The organism is Thioalkalivibrio sp. ALE22 (assembly GCF_000381445.1).
Taxonomy (GTDB): domain Bacteria; phylum Pseudomonadota; class Gammaproteobacteria; order Ectothiorhodospirales; family Ectothiorhodospiraceae; genus Thioalkalivibrio.
Genome location: NZ_KB906501.1, coordinates 187,427 through 205,309, shown reverse-complemented (window position 1 = coordinate 205,309; position 17,883 = coordinate 187,427). Strand labels below are relative to the sequence as shown.

The following is a 17,883-nucleotide window of genomic DNA, read 5'->3' as shown; positions in this document are numbered from 1 at the left end:
GGTCAGCGGGGCTGGATCTGGATGCCCGTGATGCGGGCATGGGGGCTGGCGAGGCTCAGGCGCAGGGTGGCGGGTTTGTGGGGGGGCATCGGGGCGTCCGCGTCGGTGTAGTCGTTCGGGGTTAGGCGCAGAGCGCCATGGCGCGTGTCCAGCTGGTCGCTCAGATGGATGTCGAGGACGGGCCAGGCCTGCCGCACCGGGCTTTCCAGCTGGAACTGGACGTGCAATGTGCCATCGATACTGGCGAAGAAGTCCGGTGTCGATACCCGGATGCGCTCGGGCGCGCGCAGCGGGTTCCAGACCGGGCAGGGGAGGGTGGCGCACAGCTGGGCGCGAGTCTGGTCCAGGTAATGGTTATGACCCGGTGCCACGGGCGGGAAGGCCAGCAGTTGTGCGCCCAGCAGAACGCTCAGGCCGGCGGCCACGAACACCCCTGGCCAGACACGGCGTCGGGCGGGGGCGGCCAGGTCCAGAGGGCCCGGGTGGCGTTCGATGTCGATGGCGGTGGCGATGACCGGCGCACTCTCGATCGCGGGGGTGCGAGCGGGCTGCGCGGGAAGGAGCCCCTCCCCCAGGACGCGTTCGCCGGCGCCGCCGATCTCGAGGGCCGGGAACAGATCGAACTCGGCGCCGCAGTGGGTGCAGTGCACCCGCCGCTGGCGGATCTTGGACCCGCGGGCGAGGGCGTGGGTGACGCCGCATTGCGGGCAGCGGGCGAGCATGTCAGCGTCCGGATGGCCGTAGCTGCGTCCGGTCGAGCGAGAAGGACGGTACCGGCGCGACGATGCCCATGGGTTGGCGTGTTCCTAGGGAAACACTGATCAATGTACACATTCGCGCTCGAGTCGCTTTTGCGTGCGAACAAGGCGCGGTGACTGCCGTGCAGTCATTCTGCACAAGGGAGCCGCAACGCTGTGCGCGCGCAAAAGCGGCCGAGCCCCTGCTTTCAATGGCTTGTGGGGTTGGCACCCCCTGTTCCCCGATCCTGCGTTGCGCCGCTTGCGGGTAGAACCACTACCCGCTGCACGACGCGCCTTGTCTCGGAAAACCTGGGGTGCCAACGCGAGTGTGTACATTGATCAGTGTTTCCCTAGCGCCGGCGCCCGCCGAGCAGGGCCCAGCCTTCGCGGCAGTCCTCGACGCCAATGTCAAAGGCATCGTAATAGGCCGCGATGACCTCGTCCGCCTGGCGTTCCAGCAGACCGGCCAGCAGGATACGCGCGCCGGGTTTCGCGGCCCGCGCGAGCTCCGGGGCCAGGTCGATCAGCGGCTTGGCCAGGATGTTGGCCAGCACCAGATCGTATTCCGCCGCGGGGACCGGGTGGTCGGTCAGGCCGGTTTCCAGTCGTTCGGGCGGGATGGCGTTGGCATCGGCATTGCTGCGCGTGGCCTGCACCGCCTGCTCGTCGATGTCGATGCCCAGCGCATGACGGGCGCCCAGCTTCAGGGCCGCGATGGCGAGGATGCCGGAGCCACAGCCGTAGTCCAGCACCTCCTGATCTCGCGGCGGCTGTTGGGCCAGCGCGGCCAGGCACATCGCGGTCGTCGGGTGGTTGCCGGTGCCGAAGGCGAGGCCGGGGTCCAGGCGCACGAAGGTGCCCTCCTCGATGGCCGGCTCGTCCTCCCAGGACGGCACGATCCACAGCGAACTGCCGCAGTGAATGGCGCCGAGGCCGTCGAGGCCGGCGCGCACCCAGTCCTGGTCCTCGATGGGCTGCACCTGGATCGCCTCGGGGGCCTGCGCCTGGCGCTCCAGCGCGGCGGCCGCGAGATCCGCCTGGGTGGTGTCCGGGAATACGGCCTTCAGGCGCACAGTGGACCACAGCGGATGGGTGCCGAGAGGAGGCTCGAACAGCGGCTCGTCGGCGGCATCGAACAACTCGACGCTGACCGCGCCGAGTTCAAACAGCGTGTCCTCCAGCGGCTCGGCCTGTTCCGGGCTGATCTGGCATTCGAGTTCGGCAAGGCTCATGGCGTCAGGCTCTGGTGGTTGCGGAAAGGGCTCAGGCCTGTGCCTTCAGCTTCTTCTCGAGGTAGTGGATGTCGGTCTCGCCGCGCTGGAAATTGGCGTCGATCATCAGGTCGTGATGCAGGGCGACGTTGGTCTGGATGCCGTCTACCACGATCTCGCCCAGGGCCCCGCGCATGCGGGCCAGCGCGATCTCGCGGCTGTTCCCGTGGGCGATCAGCTTGCCGATCATCGAGTCGTAGTAGGGCGGCACGGCGTACCCGTTGTAGATGTGGGTATCCATGCGGATGCCCGGCCCGCCCGGGGCGTGGTACTGCTGGATAGTCCCGGGGCTGGGCATGAAGGTGCCGGGGTCTTCGGCATTGATGCGGCACTCGATCGCATGGCCGCTGATGTGCACATCGTCCTGGGTGTAGCCCAGCGGTTCGCCGGCGGCGATGCGGATCTGCTCGCGCACCAGGTCGATGCCGGTGACCTGCTCGGTGACCGTGTGTTCGACCTGCAGGCGGGTATTCATCTCGATGAAGTAGAACGCCCCGTTCTCGTACAGGAACTCGAAGGTGCCGGCGCCGCGGTAGCCGATGTCCTGGCAGGCGCGGATCAGGCGTTCCGCCATGGTCTGGCGCTGTTCGTCGCTGATGCCGGGGGCCGGGGCCTCCTCGATTACCTTCTGGTGGCGGCGCTGCATGGAGCAGTCGCGCTCGCCCAGGCATACGGCGTTGCCGTGGGTGTCGGCCAGGATCTGGAACTCCACGTGGCGCGGGTGTTCCAGGTATTTCTCCATATACAGGGTGTCGTTGCCGAAGCCCTGCTGGGCCTCGTTGCGGGTCAGCGAGATCGCGTTCAGCAGCGCGCCCTCGGTATGCACCACGCGCATGCCGCGACCGCCGCCACCGGCGGCGGCCTTGATGATGACCGGGTAGCCGATCTCGCGCGCCAGGGCCAGGTTGGTGTCCGGGTCGTCGCCCAGGGCGCCGCCGGAGCCGGGTACGCAGGGCACGTTGGCCTCCAGCATTGCCTGCTTGGCGGAGACCTTGTCGCCCATCAGGCGGATGGTCTCGGCGCGCGGACCGATGAAGGAGAAGCCGGAGGACTCCACCCGCTCGGCGAAGTCCGCGTTCTCCGACAGGAAGCCGTAGCCGGGGTGGATCGCGCCGGCATCGGTGACTTCGGCCGCGGCGATCAACGCGGGGATGTTCAGGTAGCTCTCGCCGGAGGCCGCGGGCCCGATGCAGACGGATTCGTCCGCCAGGCGGACATGCTTCAGGTCGCGATCGGCGCTGGAGTGTGCGGCGACGGTGGCGATACCCATCTCGCGGCAGGCGCGCAGGACCCGCAGGGCGATCTCGCCGCGGTTGGCGATCAGAATCTTTTCAAACATGCTCGGACCTGTTGGCAGGGAATCGGAGGGTTCAGCCGATGATGAACAGCGGCTGGCCGTATTCCACCGGGTTGCCGTTCTCGACCAGGATGTCGCGGACCGTCCCCGCCTGGTCGGCCTCGATCGGGTTGAGCATCTTCATCGCCTCGATGATGCACAGGGTCTCGCCGACCTCCACGGTCTGCCCGACCTCGACGAACGGCTTCGAGCCCGGGCTGGGTGCGCGGTAGAAGGTGCCGACCATGGGGGCGGTGACCCGGTGACCGTCCATCTCCGGGGTCGCGTCCGCCGCGTCGGCCGGGGCGGCTGCGGGCGGTGCGCCGGCTGGTGCCGGTGCCGCGGCGGGCAGAGGGGCCGGGGCCGGTGCGGCGACGGCGGTGCCGCTGGCCGAGCGGGTGATGCGGACCGACTCCTCGCCTTCGTGGATCTCGATCTCGTGGATGCCGCTCTCGTCGAGCAGGTCGATCAGTTTCTTGACCTTGCGAATGTCCATGGAAGCCTCTTATTCCTTGATAGCCGCGAGCGCCGCATCGAGCGCCAGCCGGTAGCCAATGACGCCGAAGCCACTGACCAGACCGGCGGCGACATCGCTCAGACGCGAGGTCTGGCGAAAGGGCTCGCGGGCGTGGATGTTGCTGATATGGATCTCGTAGAACGGGATGGCAACACCCAGCAGGGCATCGCGCAGGCTGACACTGGTGTGGGTCAGGCCACCCGGATTGATCAGGATGCGTTGCACGCCCTCGCCGGGGGCGGCATGGATGCGGTCGATCAGGTCGCCTTCATGGTTGCTCTGGAAGCAGTCGAAGGAGGTGTCGGCCTGTTCCGCCCGAGCCCTCAGGTCGGTCTCGATATCCGCCAGGGTCTGCGCGCCGTAGCGCTCCGGCTCCCGCTGTCCCAGCAGGTTCAGATTGGGGCCGTTGAGCAGCAGTATGGACGCCATGGCAGGGGGAATCGGTAGCGATCCTGTCGAGAATGGACGCGATTGCACCGAAAAATGACGGTGCGGCGAATGTTCGGGATTTTGCCGCAGGAGGGGTGGGGGTGTCCAGCGCGGAGGGTGCCTTGGGCGCGCCGGTACCGCGCCCGGCGCGGTGCCGGCGTGCGGGTTTCGATCAGTCGGCGGTCAGCGGGAACAGGGTCAGTTCCACCCGGCGGTTCTGCTGGCGGCCCGCCTCGGTGTCGTTGGTGGCGACCGGCTGGTGCGGTCCGAAGCCGATGGTGTGCACGCGCACCGGCTGCACACCGCGGCGGATCAGGGCCTGCCCCACGCTCTGGGCGCGGCGCTCGGATAGGTCCATGTTGTATTCGACGCGACCGGTGCTGTCGGTGTGGCCGGCGACTTCGATGCCGGTCTGGTCGAACTCCTCCAGGACCAGGGCCACCGAGTCCAGTACATCCTGGAATTCCGGCTTGATGTCGCTGCGGTCGAAATCGAAGGTGATGTTGCTCGGCATGTTGAGGATGATGTTGTCGCCGTCGCGGGTCACGCTGACGCCGGTCCCGCGCAGCTGCTCGCGCAGGGCATCCTCCTGACGATCCATGTAGTTGCCGATGGCGCCGCCGGCCAGGGCGCCGATGCCGGCCCCGATCATCGCGCGCTGGGTGCGGTTGCGGCTGCTGGTGACGCTGCCGAGCACGGCACCGGTGGCCGCGCCGATGCCGGCCCCGATGGTGGCGCGCGAGACGCGTTCTTCCCCGGTGTATGGATCGGTGGTGGTGCAGCCCATCACCAGGACCAGGGCACTGGTGGCGGCCAGGGCGAGGATGCGTTGCATGGTTCGTCTCCCGTAATCCGGTGGTCCGCCACGGCGGCGGGTCTGTCACCGGGCAGCTTGCGGCCAGCCGGGTGAACCGTCCATGAATCCGGAGAATGGGTGGGCTATTGGCCGTCGATTTCGTGACGCAGTTCGCGCAGCACCGGGGCGGTTTCGGGGTGCACCCCGCGCCAGATCGCGAAGGCCTCGGCGGCCTGTTCCACCAGCATGCCGAGCCCGTCGCTGCCGTTGCTGCACCCCGCCGCCTCGGCCCAGCCAAGGAAGCGCTGGGCGCCGGCCCCGTAGACCAGGTCATAGGCCAGGCTGTCCGCTTGAACCAGATGGGCGGGGAGGTCCAGCGCGTCCTCGCCGAGGCCGGTGGCCGTGGCGTTGACCACCAGGTCGAAGGGGCCCTGCGGCAGCGTGTCCAGGCCGCAGGCGGCCAGCCGGGTGGCCGGGGCGATATCGCGAAAGGCCTCGACCAGCCCCTCCGCGCGGGCGACGGTGCGGTTGGCGATGAGCAGGGCCTCGGGTCCCCCCTCCAGCAGTGGCTGCAGCAGGCCACGGGTGGCGCCCCCGGCACCCAGGATCAGGATGCGGCGGCTGCGCACGTCGAAGTTCAGGCGGTCGAGGTCGCGGCAGAAGCCGACGCCGTCCGTGTTGTCGCCATGGATGCGGCGCTCGTCGTCGCGCCACAGGGTGTTCACGGCACCGGCGTGTCGGGCGCGATCCGTGAGGACACGGGCCAGGGCAAACGCCTCTTCCTTGAACGGGACGGTCACATTCAGGCCCCGGAACCCGGAGGAGAACCACGCCCAGACCTCCTCGGCGAACTGCCCCGGGGTGCCCTGCAGGGTCTCGTAGGTCAGGTGCTGCCCGGTCTGCTCGGCGAACAGGGCATGGATGCGCGGCGACAGCGAATGGCGGATCGGGTTGCCGACCACCGCGTAGCGATCTGGGCGCGGCTCGCTCATCGGGCCGCGTCCTCCGCCAGCCATTCGGCCACGGTGCGGGCGTAGTAGGTGAGAATGCCGTCGGCCCCGGCGCGCTTCATGCCGGTCAGGGCCTCCAGCACGCAGGCGCGCTCGTCCAGCCAGCCGCGTTCGGCGGCGGCCTTGAGCATCGCGTACTCGCCGGAGACGTGATAGACGAAGGTCGGGCGCTGGAACGCGTCGCGGATGCGGCGGACCACGTCCAGATACGGCATCCCCGGTTTGACCATCACCATGTCGGCGCCTTCGGCCAGGTCGAGCGCGACCTCGTGCAGGGCCTCGTCGCCGTTGGCCGGGTCCATCTGGTAGGTCTCCTTGCCACCCTTGCCCAGATTGCCGGCCGAGCCCACCGCATCGCGGAACGGCCCGTAGAAGGCCGAGGCGTACTTGGCGGAGTAGGCGAGGATGCGCGTGTGCACGTGCCCGCCGTCCTCCAGCGCGGTGCGGATCGCGCCGATGCGCCCGTCCATCATGTCGGAGGGGGCGACCACATCGGCGCCGGCCGCGGCATGCGACAGCGCCTGCTTCACCAGGGCCTCGACGGTGATGTCGTTCACAACAAAGCCGTCGTCGTCGATGATGCCGTCCTGGCCGTGGGTGGTGAACGGGTCCAGGGCGACGTCGGTGATCACGCCGAGCTCGGGGTGGGCCTGCTTCAGTGCGCGTACCGCGCGCTGGGCCAGGCCCTCGGGGTTCCAGGCCTCGGCGGCATCCAGGCTTTTCTTCTCGCCCGGGACCACCGGGAACAGGGCCAGTGCCGGGATGCCGAGGCGCACGGCCGCGGCCGCCTCCTCCAGCAGCAGGTCGATGGTGACGCGATCCACGCCGGGCATCGACGGCACCGCCTCGCGTACCCCCTCGCCCTCGGTGACGAACACCGGCAGGATCAGGTCGTCCGCGCGCAGGTGATGCTCGCGCATCAGGCGGCGGGAGAAGGCGTCGCGGCGCATGCGGCGCGGACGGCCGGCGGGATAGGGGGCGATCGGTGCGGTCATGCGGGTCGTCCTTGTTGGTGGGTCAGCCGGCGGACTCGGTCAGCCAGTCGCGCGGCTTCAGATAGCGCTCGTAGAGTTCGGCCTCGGGCGTGCCGGCTTCCGGCTGGTAGTTGTATTCCCAGCGCACCAGCGGCGGCAGCGACATCAGGATCGACTCGGTGCGCCCGCCCGACTGCAGGCCGAACAGGGTACCGCGGTCGTAGACCAGGTTGAACTCGACATAGCGCCCGCGCCGGTAGAGCTGGAACTGGCGCTCGCGCTCGCCGTATTCGGTCGTATGGCGACGCTCGACGATCGGGCCATAGGCATCCAGGTAGGCATTGCCGACGCTCTGCATGTAACCGAAGGCGTGCTCGAAGCCGCCCTCGCTGAAGTCGTCGAAGAACAGCCCGCCGACGCCGCGCGGCTCGTCGCGGTGCTTGAGGTGGAAGTACTCGTCGCACCACTTCTTGTGCGCCGGGTAGAGGTGCTCGCCGAACGGGCGACAGGCGGCCTCGGCCGTGCGGTGCCAGTGGATGCAGTCCTCGTCGAAACCGTAGTAGGGGGTCAGGTCGAAGCCGCCGCCGAACCACCAGATCGGCGCCTCGCCGGGCTTCTCCGCGATGAAGAAGCGCACGTTCGCGTGCGAGGTTGGCACATACGGGTTGTGCGGGTGGATCACCAGCGACACGCCGGTGGCCTGGAACGAGCGCCCGGCCATCTCCGGGCGGTGTGCGGTGGCCGAGGCCGGGAGGTTGTCGCCCATCACATGGGAGAAGTTGACCCCGGCCTGCTCGAAGACCTGCCCCTCGCGCAGCACGCGGGTGCGGCCGCCGCCCCCGGCCGGGCGTTCCCAGGCGTCCTCCTCGAAGCGGGCCTGGCCGTCCAGGCCCTCGAGGCCCTGGCAGATGCGGTCCTGCAGGCCCTGCAGGTAGTCGATCACGCGGTCGATGGAGACGTTGTCCTGGCTCATGCTGCGTCCCGGTTGATCAGTTGTCGGTATGGGTGTCGGGTTCCGGCGCGCCCCGGAGCCAGGCCCCGGTGCGGGCGTCGCGGATCGCGCTGGGTGCGGTGCGCCCGCCACATTCTGCCTGCAGGATCGCATCGATGCCGGCCCCGAGTTGTGAGGCAACGCAATCCCAGCTGCGGCAGGGCTCCGCGCCCGCACGGTTGGCGCTGGTGGAGACCAGCGCGCTTTCGGCGGCCGCGCACAGCGCGCGCGTCCCCGGATGGGCGGTGACGCGTACCGCGAGGCTGTCGTGTTCACCGCGCAGTAGCGGCGGGCAGGCATCGGTGACGGGCAGCAGCCAGGTGGTCGGCCCCGGCCAGCTGGCGTCGATCTCGGCCCGACGTTCGGCCGGTAGCGGCGCCAGCCAGGGCGCGAGGCGCTCCAGCCGGTCGGTGATCACGATCAGCCCCTTGGCGGCCGGGCGGCCCTTGATCTCGAGGATGCGATCGATCGCCCGGGGGTCATCCGGGCGGCAACCGAGGCCGAAGACCGCCTCGGTGGGGTAGGCGATCACGCCGCCGTCGCGCACGCACTGCGCGACGGGTTCGATCTCGGTGCTGAGCAGTGGGGCCTTATTCGGATCCACGGTCGCCGGAGGGCTGGGCACTCAGGCGGCTGTCGCCATCGCCGGATTTCGCGGTCGAAGCCTTCTTCGATGTGCTCGTCTTCGACGTGCTCTTCTTCGGGGCGGTCTTTTTCGTGCCGGTCTTGCTGGCGGCCTTCTTGGTGGTGGCCGCCTTTTTCGTGGTTGTCTTCTTCGCGGTCGATGACTTGGAGGCCGATTTGGAGGCGGTCTTGGCCGAGGATTTGGCAGTCGACTTGGCCGCCCCCTTGCGCCCACGGCCCTTGCGTTCCGGGGCGGCGGCGATCAGTTCCTGGCACTGGTCCAGCGTCAGGGACTTGGGATCGGTCTCTTTCGGGATCTTGGCGTTCTTGTTGCCGTCGGTCACATACGGTCCGTAGCGGCCGTTGAGGACCTGGATGCCCTCTTCGTCGAAGCTCTTGATGAAGCGTTCGGCGTCCTTTTTCTTCTTCTCGGCGACGATCTCCAGCGCGCGCGGCAGCTCGATGGTCCAGACGTCGTCATCCGGGCCGAGGGAGGCGTACTTGGAGCCGTACTTCACGTACGGTCCGAAGCGGCCGATGTTCACCATCACCGGCTCGCCCTCGGGCGTCTCGCCGAGGTCGCGCGGCAGCTTGAACAGCTCCAGCGCCTCGTCGAGGGTGATCTTGTCCATCTTCTGCCCGGGCAGCAGGCCGGCGAAGCGCGGCTTCTCCTCGTCGTCCTTGGTACCGATCTGCACGATCGGGCCGAAACGACCCAGGCGCACGCTGACCGGGCGCCCGCTCTGCGGATCGGGGCCCAGCTCGCGTGACTGCACGGCCTCGGCGCGGGTGACGTTCTCTTCCTTTTCCTTCACCCGGTCGCGGAAGTCGCCCCAGAAATCCTCCAGCACCGGGACCCAGTCCTTCTCGCCGCGCGAGATGGCGTCCAGCTCGTCCTCGAGCTTCGCGGTGAAGTCGTAGTCCACGTAGCGGTCGAAGTGCTGGGTCAGGAAGCTGTTCACGATCCGGCCGGTGTCGGTCGGGATGAAGCGCTTGCCGTCCATCTCCACGTACTCGCGTGACTGCAGCGTGGAGATGATGCTGGCGTAGGTCGACGGACGGCCGATGCCGTATTCCTCCAGCGTCTTCACCAGGCTGGCCTCGGTATAGCGCGGCGGCGGCTCGGTGAAGTGCTGGTCGGCGGTGACCTCTTCGAGTTGGACCGTGTCGCCCTCGGCCATTTCCGGCAGGCGCTTGTCCTCGTCGTCATCCTGCGCGTCGTCGCGGCCCTCCTGGTAGACCGCGATGAAGCCGGGGTCGACCAGGGTGGAGCCGGTGGCGCGGAACTGGTGCTGGCTGTCGCCCGGGACCAGGTCGGCGGCCACGGTGTCGAAGGTCGCGTGGATCATCTGGCAGGCGACGGTGCGCTTCCAGATCAGGTCGTACAGCCGGGCCTGGTCGCTGCTCAGGCGCTCGCGGACCTCGTTCGGCAGACGGCGCACAGAGGTTGGGCGGATGGCCTCGTGGGCCTCCTGCGCGTTCTTCGACTTGGTCTTGTACTGGCGCGGGCTGTCGGGGACGTTGTTGGCCCCGTAGCGCTCCTCGATCAGGCCGCGGATCTCGCCGATCGCCTCGCCGGCCAGGGCCACCGAGTCGGTACGCATGTAGGTGATCAGGCCGATCGCGCCGGATCCCAGATCGATGCCTTCATATAGTTGCTGCGCGGTGCGCATGGTGCGCGATGCGGTGAAGCCCAGCTTGCGCGAGGCCTCCTGCTGCAGGGTCGAGGTGGTGAACGGCGCCGCCGGGTTGCGGCGGCGCTGCTTCTTTTCGACCTTGGCGACGCGCAGCTCGCCATTCGCGGCGTCGGTCAGACGCTTCTGGGCATCGTGCGCGAGCTCGGCGCTGTTCAGGTCGAACTGGTCCAGCTTGTTGCCGTCCAGGTGGGTCAGGCGCGCGGTGAACGGCTGGCTCTGGCGCTCGACCTTCGCATCCAGGGTCCAGTATTCGCGAGGGACGAAGGCCTCGATCTCGTTCTCGCGCTCGCAGATCATGCGCAGCGCCGGGCTCTGCACGCGCCCGGCGGACAGGCCGCGCTTGATCTTGCGCCACAGCAGCGGGGAGAGGTTGAAGCCGACCAGGTAGTCCAGCGCGCGGCGCGCCTGCTGGGCATCGATCAGTGGCTTGGCCAGGTCGCGCGGTTCCTCGATCGCCTGCTGGATCGCCTTCTTGGTGATCTCGTGAAACACGACGCGATGCACGCCGCGATCGTCCAGCAGGCCGCGGTCACGCAACACCTCGTAGAGATGCCAGGAGATCGCCTCGCCTTCACGGTCAGGGTCAGTCGCAAGGATCAGGTCGTCGGATTTCTTCAGCGCCTTGGCGATCGCCTCGATCTGTTTCTCGCTGCGCTCGATCACGTCGTACTTCATGCGGAACCCGTTCTCCGGGTCCACCGCGCCCTCCTTGGGCACCAGGTCGCGCACATGGCCATAGGAGGCCATGACCTGGTAGTCCGGGCCGAGATACTTCTCGATGGTCTTGCCCTTGGCGGGCGACTCTACGATGACGAGGTGCTTGCTCATGTCGCTCGGGACCGTCTCCGTGGCAGCGGGTTCCGTATCGGGGCGATCGCGGTCGCATGGCAGCGACCGGGTTCACGGGCGCTAAAGACTAGATGAGGAAATGCCCGTTGGCTACCGCGCGCCTTTCGCAAGACGGAGAAATCAGTGCAGATAATCCACGGCCGCGGGGCCCGAATCGTCGCGCATGACCTCCTCCAGGCGGGAGTAGGCGATCGCGTCGTCGGGCTGGTTGAACAGCACCATCAGCACCACCCAGCGCAGCTGGTCGAGGTCGATCTCCTCGGCGTCCAGCTCCATCACCCGATCCAGCACCAGCTCGCGGGTGCCGGCGGTCAGCAGGCCGTTCTGTTCCAGGTGCAGCAGGAAGCCATGGGCCTCGGTATCCAGGCGTTTTTGCTCTTCCGGGGCATAGATCCGCTGGGCGGCGCCGTCGCCGCCGCGCCCGGCCAGGGGGGCCTCGCTCATCAGGCGGTCCAGCCAGCCCAGAGCGCGGTCGATTTCGCGGCGGGCAAAGCCGGCCTCCACCAGGTGGCGTTCCAGCTCCGAGCGGTCCGGCTCCTCGTCGGATTCCTCGTCGATGGTGTGCTCGAAGAGATACATGAGCACATCCAGCACATTCTCGTTCATGATTCGGGGGATCCTGCGTCGAGGCGCTGGTAACGCCCGTGGTCGAGGGCGGCCACACGGCCATGGAGTTCAAGCAAAACCAGCATGGATGAAAGCTGTTCGATGGTCAATTTGGTGCGTTCGCGCAGGGTTTCCAGCGGGACCGGGTCGAATCCCATCGCGTTCAGTACGCGTTCCTGCTCCGGATCCAGCGGGTCGGAGGCGGGTTCGGCCGCGGCCGCAGGCGCATCGGGCGCGACGCCCAGCCAGTCCGCGAGGTCATCCAGGATCTCCTCGGCCGACTCCACCAGCTGGGCGCCATCGCGGATCAGCCGGTGGCAGCCGCGGCTGGCCGGGCTCAGCACCGAACCGGGGACGGCATAGACCTGGCGTCCCTGTTCGGCGGCCAGCCGTGCGGTGATCAGGGATCCGCTCTTCAGCGCCGCCTCGACGACCAGGGTCGCCAGTGACAGGCCGCTGATCACGCGGTTGCGCTGCGGGAAGTTCCGCGCCAGCGGGCGGGTATCGGTGGGCCACAGCGAGACCACCAGGCCATGGTCCGCGATGCGGTGCGCCAGGCGCCGGTGCTGGGCGGGGTAGATGCGGTCGGGCCCAGTGGCCACGACCGCGATGGTGCGCCCGCCGGGCGCGGCCAGGGCACCTTCGTGGGCCGCGCCGTCGATGCCCCGGGCCAGGCCGCTGGTGATCGTCAGCCCGGCACCGGCCAGTTCGCGCGCGAATTCGGTGGCGAGGCGCTCCCCCTGCGGGGTGGCCTCGCGGCTGCCGACGATCCCCACCTGCGGGCTGCGCAGCAGCTCGCGCGCGCCGTTCAGGTACAGCACCGGGGGCGGGTCGGGGAGTTCCGCCAGCAGGGGCGGGTAGTCGGGGTCGTCCAGACACAGCAATGTGTGCCGGGGGTCGGCATCCAGCCAGGCCTGGTCGGCCTGCGCCCCGGCCTCGCGGGCTTTATGGGCGGCGCTGTCCAGCTTGAGGTCGACGCCCGCGCGCTGCCATTCGGCCGCAGGGGCGGCCAGGGCATTGCCCGGAGAGCCGAAGGCCTCGACCAGTTGCAGCAGGCGCCGCGGGCCGAGGCCGGGGGTGTTGATCAGTTGCAGCCAGTCCTCGTGCGGGGCGGCTGTCGCGCCGGCATCACGCATGCAGCCCCGCCGCAGGCCCGGTCAGGGGGTGCGAACCTTGTCGCCCTCGCGCAGGGTGCGCTCGGCCTCGGTCACCAGCACGTAGGACACCTTCTCGAAGGTCTGGAAGACCATGACGGTGCCGACTTCCTCTTCCGGCAGGGTGACCACCTCGTTGGCGCGATCGCTGATCGGGTCGCGGACCTCGCGCCCGGCGGTAAAGGCGGTCAAGACATGGCCGTTTTCGATGCCGTCGCGTTCGCCACGGTTGATGATGGCGGCCTGCAGCTGGCCGATCTGGCTGATGGCGTCGAACAGCGAGATGATTGTGCCCTCGGTACCGGCCGGCGGGCGCCCGATGTCGAACAGCATGTCCTGCTCTTCGGCGTAGGGCACCAGGCGGTCGCCGCGGATGGCCTCGCGCTCGCCCTTGCGGATGTCGGCGCGGGCGACGTTGCCCGGCTCGATGATCTCGGCCTCGCCCACCGGCAGGGTGGCGACGCCCAGGTCCTCGCCGGTGTCCGGATCGGTCAGTGCGCCGTCGTGGCGAACGATGTGATAGAGCTCGTAGCGTTCGGTGTCCTCGGCGTTGCGCACGTACACCCGGTCGCCCGGGCCGAAGATCACGCGCTCGTCCTGCGAGGCGAGGATGTAGGGGGCGTTTTCCAGGGTTTCCTCGTCCAGCACCTGCGGACGGAACATGAACGACTGCAGGGTGGAGATCGGAGAGACGTCCTCGTCGCGCTCCACCACCCGTGCTTCCGGCGACAGGCGATGCGTCGGGCGCACCCGCGGCCCGCCGTCGACCGTGATGCGCGGCCGGCCGTCCACGTAGTGGATGCTCAGCACGTCACCCGGATAGATCAGGTGGGGGTTCTCGATCTCGGGGTTGACCAGCCAGATCTCCGGCCAGTACCACGGGTCCTGCAGGAACATCGCGGAGATGTCCCAGAGGGTGTCGCCCTTCTTCACGACGTAGCGTTCGGGCGCGGATTCGCGGATCTCCGGCTCGGCCTCGGGGGTCGAGCGTTCATCCTGGGCTTCGCGCGCCGGGCGGGCTTCGGCCTGCGCCGTGCCGGAATCGGAGGCGGTTGATTCGCCGCCGCCGTTCTCGGGTGTGGCCGCGCAGGCGCCCAGCAACAGCGTTACACTGAACAGAATGCCCGGCAGAACGAAGGTCGTGGTGGCCCTGGTCTTGTACATTTGGTGTCCCCTGTCAGGTCCGCGCGCTCCCCGAGCCTTCCTGTGGCCCGGCCCCAATCGGATGACGCAATTCCGCGGATATTGCGGTCCAACGTTAGCAGAATTGCGACATCTGTACAGTACAAAGTTTGAGGTTTTTTCATGGCCAAGCGTGAAATCCTGCACTTCCCCGACCCCCGGCTGCGGCTGAAGGCCGAGCCGGTCGCCGAGGTGGACGACGAAATCCGCACCCTGGTGGACGACATGTTCGAGACCATGTACGCCGCGCCCGGTATTGGTCTGGCCGCCACCCAGATCAACGTGCAAAAGCGTGTGCTGGTCGCGGATGTCTCCGAGGACCAGAGCGAGCCGCATGCCCTGATCAACCCGGAGATCCTCGAGACCTCCGGTGAGGAGGAAATGGACGAGGGCTGCCTGTCCGTCCCCGGCTTCTACGAGAAGGTGCAGCGCGCCGACCGGATTCGCGTGCGTGCCCTGGGGCGTGACGGCCAGCCCTTCGAGCTGGACATCGATGGCCTGCTGGCGGTGTGCATCCAGCACGAGATTGACCACCTCGACGGCAAGCTGTTTGTCGATTACCTGTCCAGCCTCAAGCGCAGCCGCATCCGCAAGAAGCTGGAGAAGCAGGGCGGGCGCTCCGGAGCCGGTGACAAGACCGCGGTCCCCGCGGTCTGATGGGAGTGGCGGACACGGACGTCGAGTCCCTGCGCATTGTCTATGCCGGGACGCCGGATTTCGCGGTTCCCGCGCTGCAGTCCCTGATCGACGCCGGGCATGCCCCGGTCGCGGTCTATACCCAGCCGGACCGACCGGCGGGGCGCGGGCGCAAGCTGCGTCCGGGCCCGGTCAAGCAGGTCGCCGAGGCCGCCGGCCTGCCGGTGGTGCAGCCGGAGAGCCTGAAGTCCGCCGAGGCCCAGGCCGAACTTGCCGCCTGGCGCCCGGACATCCTGATCGTGGCGGCCTACGGGCTGATCCTGCCCCGCGCCGTACTCGCGATCCCGCCGCTGGGCGGGCTCAATATCCATGCCTCGCTGCTGCCGCGCTGGCGCGGCGCGGCGCCGATCCATCGCGCGATCCTCGCGGGGGACGAAGAGACGGGGGTCTGCCTGATGCAGATGGCCCCGGGGCTGGATACCGGGCCGGTGCACGCCTGCCGTCGCGTCCCGATCACGCCGGAGACCACCACCGGGGGCCTGCACGATGTCCTCGCCCGCGAAGGGGCGGAGCTGCTGGTGGAGCAGCTCCCGACGATTGCCGCGGGTGCCTCCGCGCCCTGGCCGCAGGATGACGCGCAGGCCAGCTACGCCCGCAAGCTGGAGAAACAGGAGGCCTGGATGGACTGGTCGCAGCCGGCCGCGGCCCTGGATCGACAGGTGCGGGCCTTCAACCCCTGGCCGGTGGCGCAGGCCGGCTGGCAGGGGCAGGCGCTGCGGGTCTACGCGGCGACCCCGCTGGAGGTCGCGGCGAATGCGACGCCCGGAACGATCATGGATGCCGGGCCGGAGGGCGTGGATGTGGCCACCGGCGACGGCGTCCTGCGCCTGCGGACCGTGCAGCTGCCCGGCCGCCGCCCGGTCGCGGCGGCGGACTGGGCCCGCAATGCGGACCTGCCCGGCCAAACCCTGACCGGGGCGGCCTGATGGCGGGCAAGTCGAAACGCGTGGTGCCCTCGCGGGTGGATTCGCGCTCGCCGCGCCAGCGCGCGCTGGAGGCGGTGGAGCGCGTGGTGCTGCAGGGCCAGTCGCTGACCCGGGCGGTGGAGCTGGTGACCGAGGGGCTGGCGGCGCGCGATGCCGCCTGGGTGCAGGCGCTCGCCTACACCACCTTGCGCTGGTACCCGCAGCTGGCGGGGCTGGTCGATGGCTTTCTGGATCGGCCGCTGCGCAAGAAGGATGCCGTGATTGGTGTGCTGCTGGCGCAGGGACTGGCCGAGGTGCTGCATTTCGGGACGCGCGATCACGCGGCGGTGCGGGAGACCGCCGAACTGGCGCGCGAGATCCATCGCCCCGGCGCGGTGGGCCTGATCAACGCGGTGCTGCGCCGTGCCCTGCGCGAGCAGGACGAACTGGCGAGCCAGATCGAGGCCGACCCGGTGCTGCGCTATGCGGTCCCGGAATGGCTGCTGGAGGCGATTCGCGATGCCTGGCCGGAGGACTGGGAGACGCTGCTGGAGGCCTCGACCCGACCCGCGCCGATGACCCTGCGGGTCAACCTGCACCGCGGCAGTCGCGAGGCGGCGCTGGAGGCCCTGTCCGCCGCCGGCATCCCGGCGCGCGCGCACCCGGCGCTGGCCAGCGCGCTGACGCTGAATGACCCGGTCGATGTGGCCGCCCTGCCGGGGTTCACTGACGGGGCGCTTTCGGTCCAGGACGCCTCGGCGCAATGGGCCGGGCCGCTGCTGGGGCCGCGGGCCGGCGAACGGGTGCTGGACGCCTGTGCGGCACCCGGCGGCAAGACCGGGCATTTGCTGGAACACGCGGGTGGCGATCTGGATCTGACCGCGCTGGACAACGACCCCGAACGCCTGGAACAGGTACGCGAGAACCTCGACCGGCTGGGCTATGACGCACGCCTGGTCGCGGCGGATCTGGACGCCACCGATGACTGGTGGGACGGCGAGCCCTTCGACGCGATCCTGCTGGATGTTCCCTGTTCCGCCACCGGCGTGATCCGGCGTCATCCGGACATCAAGACCCTGCGCCGGGCCGATGACATCCCGCGCCTGGCGGCGGAGCAGGCCCGCCTGCTGGCCGGCGCCTGGAAGCTGCTCCGCCCGGGCGGCCGGTTGCTGTATGCCACCTGTTCGCTGCTGTCGCCGGAAAACGAGGCGGTGGTCGCCCCGTTCGTCGCGGCGACCGCGGATGCCCGCGCTCGGCCGCTGGAGGGCGAGTACGCCATCCCCGGCAGCAAGCCCCGCGCGGCAGGTGTATCGCTGCCGCTGGGGCTCGAGGACGGGGACGGCTTCTATTACGCACTACTGGAGAAGCAGGCCCCCTGATGCCGGGGCGTTCATCGTGGCGGGGCGGGCCCCTGACGGCGCTGTGCGGGCTGCTGGCCCTGCTGGCGCTGCCGGTGACGGCGAGCGCGGTGGAGATCCGCGCCGCGAATCACATGTGGCTGGATGATGCCACCGTGCTGGTGCGCCTCGATATCGACATGCGCCTGCCCGCGGTGCTGGAGGACGCCCTGGCCAACGGTGTGACGCTGGAGTTCGAGGCGCAGACGCGGCTGGAACGCGGCCGGCGGGTCGGGCGCGATACCCTTGCCAGCGAGACGCGTCGCGTCCAGCTGCAATACTTCGCCCTGAACCGGCACTATCTGGTAACCGCGGTGACCGACGAGCGCATGGACCTGAAACCGACCCTGGGGGATGCCCTGGACCTGGTCGCCCGGCGGCTGGGGCGGCTGCGTCTGGACGAGGTTCCGGACGCGGTGCGCGAGAATCCCGGCGAGTTCGATCTCGCGGCGCGGCTGACGCTGGTGTATTCCGCGCTGCCGCTGCCTTTGCAACTGGATGCCGGTTTGCGCGGTGATCTGACGACCCGACAGGAGTGGCGGCGATGGTCGCTGGATTAGGGAAACGCTGGTCAACGTACACGCTCGCGCTCGAGTCGCTTTTGCGCGCGCAAAAGCGGCCGAGCCCCTTGGGGTTGGTACCCCGGGTTCCCCGATCCGGCGTTGCGGCCCTTGCCGGTAGAATGGCTACCGGCTGCGGACCGCGCCTT

General features: G+C 69.1%; 18 protein-coding genes. 4 read left to right on the top strand and 14 right to left on the bottom strand.

Going from position 1 to position 17,883, the window contains the following annotated elements; translation table 11 throughout:
- Window positions 1-2: 2 nt before the first annotated feature.
- From F793_RS0104310 to F793_RS0104245, 14 genes are all read right to left on the bottom strand, one after another.
- A complete protein-coding gene (locus F793_RS0104310; protein ID WP_018882551.1) occupies window positions 3-722 on the bottom strand; it encodes a DUF3426 domain-containing protein in 720 nt (239 codons plus the stop codon).
- Between the two features lie 368 nt (window positions 723-1,090).
- A complete protein-coding gene (prmA, locus tag F793_RS0104305; protein ID WP_018882552.1) occupies window positions 1,091-1,972 on the bottom strand; it encodes a 50S ribosomal protein L11 methyltransferase in 882 nt (293 codons plus the stop codon).
- A gap of 31 nt (window positions 1,973-2,003) precedes the next feature.
- A complete protein-coding gene (gene accC / locus F793_RS0104300) occupies window positions 2,004-3,350 on the bottom strand; it encodes an acetyl-CoA carboxylase biotin carboxylase subunit (RefSeq protein ID WP_017942601.1) in 1,347 nt (448 codons plus the stop codon).
- A gap of 31 nt (window positions 3,351-3,381) precedes the next feature.
- Window positions 3,382-3,843 (bottom strand): acetyl-CoA carboxylase biotin carboxyl carrier protein, encoded by a 462-nt coding sequence (accB, locus tag F793_RS0104295; protein ID WP_018865465.1) that lies wholly within the window; start codon window positions 3,841-3,843, stop codon window positions 3,382-3,384.
- Window positions 3,844-3,852: 9 nt separating this feature from the next.
- A complete protein-coding gene (aroQ, locus tag F793_RS0104290; RefSeq protein WP_018865466.1) occupies window positions 3,853-4,293 on the bottom strand; it encodes a type II 3-dehydroquinate dehydratase in 441 nt (146 codons plus the stop codon).
- Window positions 4,294-4,465: 172 nt separating this feature from the next.
- Window positions 4,466-5,128, bottom strand: coding sequence for an OmpA family protein (locus F793_RS0104285; protein ID WP_018865467.1), 663 nt, complete (start codon window positions 5,126-5,128; stop codon window positions 4,466-4,468).
- Window positions 5,129-5,232: 104 nt separating this feature from the next.
- Entirely contained in the window at window positions 5,233-6,081 is an 849-nt protein-coding gene (gene aroE, locus F793_RS0104280; protein ID WP_018882553.1) for a shikimate dehydrogenase, read from the bottom strand.
- Window positions 6,078-7,094, bottom strand: a complete 1,017-nt coding sequence (hemB, locus tag F793_RS0104275; protein WP_018882554.1) for a porphobilinogen synthase — start codon at window positions 7,092-7,094, stop codon at window positions 6,078-6,080. Before hemB ends, aroE begins: the two co-directional genes overlap by 4 nt.
- Before the next feature lie 22 nt (window positions 7,095-7,116).
- A complete protein-coding gene (hemF, locus tag F793_RS0104270) occupies window positions 7,117-8,046 on the bottom strand; it encodes an oxygen-dependent coproporphyrinogen oxidase (protein ID WP_018882555.1) in 930 nt (309 codons plus the stop codon).
- A gap of 16 nt (window positions 8,047-8,062) precedes the next feature.
- Complete coding sequence (locus F793_RS0104265; protein ID WP_018878615.1) at window positions 8,063-8,668, bottom strand: L-threonylcarbamoyladenylate synthase; 606 nt, start codon at window positions 8,666-8,668, stop codon at window positions 8,063-8,065.
- Window positions 8,655-11,213: a DNA topoisomerase I gene (locus tag F793_RS0104260; protein ID WP_018882556.1), complete on the bottom strand. Its 2,559-nt coding sequence runs from the start codon at window positions 11,211-11,213 to the stop codon at window positions 8,655-8,657. Before F793_RS0104260 ends, F793_RS0104265 begins: the two co-directional genes overlap by 14 nt.
- Before the next feature lie 141 nt (window positions 11,214-11,354).
- On the bottom strand, window positions 11,355-11,840 hold the full coding sequence (locus F793_RS0104255) for a DUF494 family protein (RefSeq protein ID WP_018882557.1): 486 nt from the start codon (window positions 11,838-11,840) through the stop codon (window positions 11,355-11,357).
- A complete protein-coding gene (gene dprA / locus F793_RS0104250) occupies window positions 11,837-12,976 on the bottom strand; it encodes a DNA-processing protein DprA (protein ID WP_018882558.1) in 1,140 nt (379 codons plus the stop codon). Before dprA ends, F793_RS0104255 begins: the two co-directional genes overlap by 4 nt.
- Window positions 12,977-12,997: 21 nt before the next feature.
- A complete protein-coding gene (locus tag F793_RS0104245; RefSeq protein ID WP_018882559.1) occupies window positions 12,998-14,158 on the bottom strand; it encodes a LysM peptidoglycan-binding domain-containing protein in 1,161 nt (386 codons plus the stop codon).
- 141 nt (window positions 14,159-14,299) lie between these two features.
- Between F793_RS0104245 and def the strand changes: the two genes are divergently transcribed.
- From def to F793_RS0104225, 4 genes are read left to right on the top strand one after another with little or no spacing between them, the layout of a single operon-like run.
- Window positions 14,300-14,833: a peptide deformylase gene (gene def / locus F793_RS0104240; protein ID WP_018865476.1), complete on the top strand. Its 534-nt coding sequence runs from the start codon at window positions 14,300-14,302 to the stop codon at window positions 14,831-14,833.
- Window positions 14,833-15,798, top strand: coding sequence for a methionyl-tRNA formyltransferase (gene fmt / locus F793_RS0104235; RefSeq protein ID WP_018882560.1), 966 nt, complete (start codon window positions 14,833-14,835; stop codon window positions 15,796-15,798). Before def ends, fmt begins: the two co-directional genes overlap by 1 nt.
- A complete protein-coding gene (gene rsmB / locus F793_RS0104230) occupies window positions 15,798-17,156 on the top strand; it encodes a 16S rRNA (cytosine(967)-C(5))-methyltransferase RsmB (RefSeq protein WP_018882561.1) in 1,359 nt (452 codons plus the stop codon). Before fmt ends, rsmB begins: the two co-directional genes overlap by 1 nt.
- Complete coding sequence (locus tag F793_RS0104225; protein WP_018865479.1) at window positions 17,156-17,734, top strand: DUF4390 domain-containing protein; 579 nt, start codon at window positions 17,156-17,158, stop codon at window positions 17,732-17,734. The genes rsmB and F793_RS0104225 overlap by 1 nt, the downstream gene beginning before the upstream one ends.
- Window positions 17,735-17,883 lie beyond the last annotated feature (149 nt).